General features: G+C 42.8%; 7 protein-coding genes. All 7 read left to right on the plus strand.

Annotated features, from left to right (window positions below):
• Positions 1-353 (plus strand): type II secretion system protein GspG (locus P9L93_05085; protein ID MDP8230459.1); only part of this gene is annotated, 353 nt, incomplete at its 5' end.
• Positions 350-709: a hypothetical protein gene (locus P9L93_05090; GenBank protein MDP8230460.1), complete on the plus strand. Its 360-nt coding sequence runs from the start codon at positions 350-352 to the stop codon at positions 707-709. The genes P9L93_05085 and P9L93_05090, both read left to right, overlap by 4 nt.
• Entirely contained in the window at positions 709-1,251 is a 543-nt protein-coding gene (locus tag P9L93_05095) for a hypothetical protein (protein MDP8230461.1), read from the plus strand. The genes P9L93_05090 and P9L93_05095 overlap by 1 nt, the downstream gene beginning before the upstream one ends.
• Positions 1,244-2,068, plus strand: coding sequence for a discoidin domain-containing protein (locus tag P9L93_05100; protein MDP8230462.1), 825 nt, complete (start codon positions 1,244-1,246; stop codon positions 2,066-2,068). Before P9L93_05095 ends, P9L93_05100 begins: the two co-directional genes overlap by 8 nt.
• Before the next feature lie 352 nt (positions 2,069-2,420).
• Complete coding sequence (locus P9L93_05105; protein ID MDP8230463.1) at positions 2,421-4,103, plus strand: fused MFS/spermidine synthase; 1,683 nt, start codon at positions 2,421-2,423, stop codon at positions 4,101-4,103.
• Between the two features lie 267 nt (positions 4,104-4,370).
• Positions 4,371-5,195: a tetratricopeptide repeat protein gene (locus tag P9L93_05110; GenBank protein MDP8230464.1), complete on the plus strand. Its 825-nt coding sequence runs from the start codon at positions 4,371-4,373 to the stop codon at positions 5,193-5,195.
• 80 nt (positions 5,196-5,275) lie between these two features.
• Positions 5,276-5,535, plus strand: a 260-nt coding sequence (locus P9L93_05115; GenBank protein ID MDP8230465.1) for a hypothetical protein, incomplete at its 3' end; no start/stop codon positions are given.

A 5,535-nucleotide genomic window follows, 5' to 3' on the forward strand; every position in this document is an offset into this window, starting at 1 on the left:
ATGAAGGAAACATTGCCCTGGCAAAGGGTGAATTAAGGACGCTTCAGACTGCAGTAGAGAGCTATTATATCCATAATAGTAATGCCTATCCAGCCACAGGCGCTGCTGCTCTTCAGATTGCCCTGGCAAGCGCTACACCCAGCATTATAGATTATGTGCCTGCAGATCCGTTTGAGAGTAGTGGCGCTGATTATGCGTATGTAATGGGCGGCACAAACAGTAAATACTATATCATCTATTCTGTAGGCCCGGGCGGCAATGGCAGCGCTGTAATAACTACCGACGCAGTTGTCGAGACCAATGGCTCGAGCTGTATCTATGCTTCTAATATGAGCAAAGATAGTCAACCGTGATTAGTCGTTCAGGATTTACATTGTTAGAGGTTCTTATTGCCACTGTCTTATTCACAGTGAGTACCATTGTCATAATAGGCCTGTTTGGTACGGGCATTATAGGAGGATTTGATTCTGAAAATACGTCTATTGCCATGAATTTGGCTCAGCAGAAAATGGAAGAGATAAGAAATCTGGCTTTCGATGATATTGTTGATGAGGCCAAAGCTGATGTAACAGGTTTTTCCGAGTTCCAGAGAGAGGTGGACGAAACAGAATCCCCTACCGACCTTAAAACCATCACAGTGACTGTCTATCGTACATACAAAGGCGATGAGATAAGCGTGCCGATCACCACATATATATCCAGGAATTAATGAAAAAAGGCCTTACTTTAATAGAACTTTTAATCAGCATAACCTTTATTGCCGCGCTCGCGGCAGTTGTCTCACTTGTCTTTATGGTTGGCTTGAAATCATGGACTTCAGGCAGAAACTACGCCGAGGTCATAGACTCCGGCGGTTTGACCATGGGAAAAATGGTGCGGGAGCTTAGCATGGCGAGTGAGATTACAAAAGCTGAGTCGGATGAAATAGAATTTGAAGCTGATGTAGACGGAGACAATTCGGCAGATACCATAAAATATGATATTGACAAAAGCGGCGACCTGATAAAAACAATGGGATCGGGCAAAAGCAAAACAGAAGTTATCCTGATCGAGGATGTTCAGACTTTTGGTTTGGGCTACTATCTTGACCAAGATGACACCTTGTACGATTCTGTTAGCACCAAAGGCAAGGGTACGACCGAAGCGGACGGCATACGGGTTGTTGTTATATCCTTAAGTTTAAGCGAAGGCGATGAAACAACAACTTTGGGTGGCAGCGCCTACACAAGAAATCAGGGGTTGGATGATTAATAAGAGAGGGTTTGCGCTTCTTTTGGTTTTTGCTGTTTTGGTAGCCTTAAGTAGCATACTCTTTGCTTTTTTGGCAATGGTAAGCGGTGAAATGAGAAATGTAAGCGCTGGATTGCAGAATATTCAGGCTTTCTACATAGCCGAGGCAGGACGGGCAAAAGCAAGGTGGGCGCTTACGACAGACGAACAATCGGTTGGCTGGGGCGAAACGAATAATGATCCCTTTGGTATAGGGATAGGCGCATACGTAGTAACGACGGAATATTCCGATGCCCCCACAAACGAACAAGTGACTATTACTTCAAAGGGATATGTTCCGGACTCTAGCAACCCCTCAGCTAAAAGGCAAGTTATTGAGAGCGATATACCAGCGGCTGCTACTAGTACAGGAAGCAATCTTTCGTTAGGTGCTACAGCTTCGGCATCTTCGGAGGGAGGCAAAGACCCTGCAAGTGATGCCATTGATGGTGATAGTAAGAGTAAATGGAAGGCCGACGACAGTGGTGATGCATGGTTAAAACTGGACTTCGGAAGTTCGACCACATTTAACCAGGTTGTTATCAATGGTCAAAACAAGATCGATTCAGCTACGTTCTATCATTCCGCAGACGATTCTGGTTACAGTGCCGTGACTAATATGACCGAAGATCCTACCTGGACCTTTACCTTTGACGAGGTTTCGGACAGATATTTGAGGACTAACATAGTCGCGACCACAGGTAAAAAAGGTAAAGCCGATACGCCGGAAGTAGATGAACTTGAGACTTACGGTTCCTCAGGGGGCCTTGGCCGGGGCGAATTTTCAACATCATGGTAATGGAAAGTAAAGCGTGATGCCCTCGAATATAATCGCCGCACATTCACGCCCACCCGCTAAAAAAATCGACACAATTTTATACATCAGCTTTTTCTTTTCCGGGATCGCGGGGCTTGTTTACGAGGTTCTCTGGGCCAAACACCTTTCGCTTATATTCGGCAGCACTGCCTCCGCTCATACCTTGGTCCTAGCTACCTTTATGTGCGGATTGGCGTTAGGCAGCTTCTAGATCGGAAAGTTGGCCGATAGGGTCAAGGATAAACTCCTTTTTTATTCACTGGTAGAAATTGCAATTGCCATTTTCTGCGTCTCCACGCCGCAGCTTTTTCGCTTTTCCAAAATTATCTATATAATGGCATCAAGGGATCTTTCCCTGGGGCCGGTCTGGATCACTGCGATTAAATTTCTAATCGGGGCCATTATTATTCTTCCGCCCACGATCTTAATGGGAGGAACACTCCCGATCCTTAGTAAGTTTATGACACGGTCAGCTTCCATAAGGGGGAAGATTGTAGCCCGTCTTTATTATATCAACAGTTTTGGCGCGGTAATCGGGGCTGTTCTTGCTGGTTTTTACTTCATCTACCGTTTTGGCCTCGAACGCTCTATTGTACTGGCGGCGCTTATTAATTTATCGATCGGCGCCGTGGTAATCCTGTTGAGGATGCTCTATAAAAAAGCTCCGCAAGCAGAATTATTACCTCGTGAGGAAAGTTCGCCGGAATACTTTTCAGAAAAAATTGTTAAGATCTCTCTGGGCGCTATCTTTTTATCCGGTTTCACCGCCATGCTCTATGAAATTGTGTGGATCAGAATGCTTTCCACGATACTTGGATCCTCCACATATTCGTTTTCACTTATGCTGGCAGCCTTTATATCCGGCATAACAATCGGGTCTTTTTTAATTTCCAGACATATGCCGCAAACAAAGCGCACGTTTTTGTTTTTCGGATTGTGTGAAATACTTATAGGCATCGGGTTGATCTTCTCCCTTCCTTTTTACGAGAGGTTACCGTTTTTCTTTTTAAGGCTTTCCGGGATCTTTGCTCGAACACCCGAAACCTTTGTGTTTTATTCAGCAATTAAATTTCTGCTTTCATTTCTTGTGATGCTTCTGCCCACGATATTTTTAGGAATGACCCTTCCACTGGTAAGCAAAATCGTTTCCCGCAAACTGGAATTTTTGGGAAAAAAAGTCGGAAGTGTTTTTGCTTTTAACACTACCGGTAATATTATGGGCGCTTTAGTCTCAGGATTGATCCTCCTGCCCGTGCTGGGCCTGAAGCATACTCTGGAGTTCGGGATAGCGATTAATTTGTTAATCGGGTTTATAATTTTGTCCGCGGATAAAAACTTATTTTTGAGAGGAAAAATATATTTAGTTTCTGCTTGTTGTGTCGTGTTTCTTACGTATAAAATAATTATACCCGACTGGAATCAGGTTTATTTTAGTGCCCAGCTTTTCAGGCATGATGGTGACACAAAAGATACGTTCCGCAAATTTTCAAAAAAATTAAAAAGCAAAAAAAATATTTTCTACGAGGATGGCCCGGAGGCGACGGTTTCGGTTATGAAGACAGGAGATGCCTTAGTTCTCTATATAAATGGCAAGGCTGATGCGTCTACTACAAAGAGCGATATGTCTACACAGATCCTTGCTGCGGAACTTCCGTTGATCCTGAAGCCGGATATTAAAGATGTGTTTGTCGTGGGGCTTGGAAGCGGAGTAACTTGCGGCTCGGCGCTTCTTCATCCCGTAGAAAACCTGGATCTCGTTGAGATCTCACCTTCGGTTGTGGATGCCGCGGAGTATTTCGCTCGATTTAACTATAACGCATTACATGACAAAAGGCTCCATCTTTATATAGAGGACGCCAGGACCTTTGTACAGCGGATCGATAAGAAATATGACCTTATAATTAGCGAGCCGTCAAACCCGTGGGTGAGCGGCAATGGAACGCTATTTACGGTGGAATACTTCTGGGACTGTTTAAACTCCTTGAAGGAAGACGGCCTCATGATTCAATGGGTATAGACGTATGAGATGAACGATGAAGTATTTGAAATGATCCTAAGGACCTTTTGTTCGGTTTTTCCCGAGGTGACCATGTGGTCGACCGGGGCCTCCGACATTCTTCTTATAGGGTCAAAGAAAGCGGTTATTCCAAATTTTGCCAAATCTGAAAAAAGAATAACTCAAACGTTGATAAGAGAGGATCTCTCAAGAATAAGGCTTAATAGTCTGTTTGCCCTTCTCAGCTTTCAACTGGCTTCGAACAAAAATATTAAAGAAACGTTCAGAATGAAAGAAGCTGTAAATAGCGATTATTTTCCGATCCTAGAATACAAGGCGCCTCTTGCGCTTTACACCGGGGCGGCCGTAAAGAGATTGATCATATATTTGGACGAAAGGAGGATCCCTTTAGAAAGAGGAGATCTTTTAATGAAAAAGTACCTCGAACGTCGCAAGATAGACTATGCAGACTTAGAAAGCCTGTTTAAGTATATAAGCAAAAAATCAGGATGTAATAAAAACCTTCTTCTATCTTTGACTAAAAGATGGCATGATGAATATCTGGATGACGGCCAGGCGGAGCTGGCTTATACAATGCACAATATAGACCATGTGGAAAATACTGCTCTTAGGCTGGAAAAGCTGATCCATCGCGACAAAAAATTCAGAACGTTAGACCTTTACGCTTCTTTTCAGATGAGGCGGTATGAAACCCTGAGGTCTTTCCTTCTTCCCGCTATTTTTGATGATGTTGCGGATAAGATAAAGATGTGTATAGGCTTAACAGAAGACAGGAAAGCAAAGTTTTATTCTCTTCTCGGCAGAGTTTATTTTAAGATGGAAGATTACAAAGAGGCCATTCGATATTATTTAAAAGCCGAGGAACTGATCGAATCGAAGAGAGAAGACGCTGAATCACAGGGTTTGGATTATTTAAAGCTTCTAAATAATATAAGCTTTGCCTATTTTAGGGATGGCGACCCGGATAAATCAACCGTATACGCAAAAAAGGTGCTTGTCCGGGATGAGGATAATTTTTATGCAAAAACTATAATTAAATTTATTGATTTCAAATATGCCACTGGTAAATTTATACCTTCTTTGGAAGACTAAAATCGAAAATTTAGGTTGATTATTTTAAGGGGAACCCTTAAAATAAGGTCGAAGCTCTTTGAAGTTCTGGTGATATAGATATGGATATGTATAATAAGGCAAAGACAATGTTTAAGAAAGATTACATAGTGGGACTGGATATCGGGTCATCGTCTATAAAATTGGTCCAATTCCTAAAAAAAGAAGATGGCCTGCATCTTGTGAAGGCTGGGTTGGAAGAGATTGCGGGCAATGACAAAGAAGAAAGCATATTAGCCGCCCTCAAAAAGTTACTGCGGGGAGTTAGTATTAAGAAGTCGAAATTCATTCTAAGCATTAATTGCCCGAAAACAACGATAAA

The organism is Candidatus Gorgyraea atricola (assembly GCA_030765235.1).
Taxonomy (GTDB): domain Bacteria; phylum Omnitrophota; class Gorgyraeia; order Gorgyraeales; family Gorgyraeaceae; genus Gorgyraea; species Gorgyraea atricola.

Bases quoted from the DNA above. Each gene is read 5' to 3' on its own strand.
- P9L93_05105 (MDP8230463.1), top strand. From the start codon at position 2,421: ATGGCATCAAGGGATCTTTCCCTGGGGCCGGTCTGGATCACTGCGATT.
- P9L93_05110 (MDP8230464.1), top strand. From the start codon at position 4,371: ATGAAAGAAGCTGTAAATAGCGATTATTTTCCGATCCTAGAATACAAG.
- P9L93_05095 (MDP8230461.1), top strand. From the start codon at position 709: ATGAAAAAAGGCCTTACTTTAATAGAACTTTTAATCAGCATAACCTTT.
- P9L93_05100 (MDP8230462.1), top strand. From the start codon at position 1,244: ATGATTAATAAGAGAGGGTTTGCGCTTCTTTTGGTTTTTGCTGTTTTG.